General features: G+C 58.7%; 2 rRNA genes. Both read left to right on the forward strand.

From position 1 onward, the window contains the following. Positions 1 to 245 (forward strand): 16S ribosomal RNA (locus KGQ19_RS48685); the annotation flags it as partial. Between the two features lie 320 nt (positions 246 to 565). Further along, positions 566 to 1,090: ribosomal RNA gene (locus KGQ19_RS48690) — 23S ribosomal RNA — on the forward strand; the annotation flags it as partial.

Genomic DNA, 1,090 nt, shown 5'->3' on the forward strand with positions numbered 1-1,090 from the left:
TCGGATCGGGGTCTGCAACTCGACCCCGTGAAGTCGGAGTCGCTAGTAATCGCAGATCAGCAACGCTGCGGTGAATACGTTCCCGGGCCTTGTACACACCGCCCGTCACGTCACGAAAGTCGGTAACGCCCGAAGCCGGTGGCCTAACCCCTTGTGGGAGGGAGCCGTCGAAGGTGGGACCGGCGATTGGGACGAAGTCGTAACAAGGTAGCCGTACCGGAAGGTGCGGCTGGATCACCTCCTTTCTAAGGAGCCTCTCACCGCCGGCGACACACCACAGGGTGTGTGGTTGCGGTGCAGAGCAGTCCGGTTGACCATCCTTTCGTGGTGGTGCCGGCGCTCACGGGTGGAACATCACATGCTTTATTCGTCACACACTGTTGGGTCCTGAGGAAACAGCGAGCCGGTTCTCTTAACTGAGACCGGCTGTTGTCTTCTTCAGAGCCGGATCGTTCAGCGATCGCATACCGGGCCTGCTTCGGCGGGTTGTCTGGTGCGTTTCAGGATGCTGTGCGGTGAGCCGGTGGGTGTTTGAGATCTGAACAGTGGATGCGAGCATCTTTGTGGCCAAGTTTTTAAGGGCGCACGGTGGATGCCTTGGCACCAGGAGCCGATGAAGGACGTGGTAGGCCGCGAAAGGCCTCGGGGAGCTGTCAAACGAGCTGTGATCCGAGGGTGTCCGAATGGGGAAACCCGGCCGTATGTGAGTGCGGTCACCCACGCCTGAATATATAGGGCGTGTGGAGGGAACGACGGGAAGTGAAACATCTCAGTACCGTCAGGAAGAGAAAACAACAGTGATTCCGGGAGTAGTGGCGAGCGAAACCGGAAGAGGCTAAACCGTTTGCGTGTGATACCCGGCAGGGGTTGCGCAGGCGGGGTCGTGGGACTTCTCAGTCAGATCTGCCGGTCTGGCACAGAGTAAGAAACCAGTTGTGTAGTCGAAGGCGATGCGAAAGCGCTGGCATAGTGGGTAAAACCCCCGTAGACGAAACATGACTGGCTCTGGAGGAGTATCCCAAGTAGCACGGGGCCCGAGAAATCCCGTGTGAATCTGGCGGGACCACCCGCTAAGCCTGAATACTCCCTG

The organism is Catenulispora pinistramenti (assembly GCF_018274385.1).
GTDB lineage: Bacteria > Actinomycetota > Actinomycetes > Streptomycetales > Catenulisporaceae > Catenulispora > Catenulispora pinistramenti.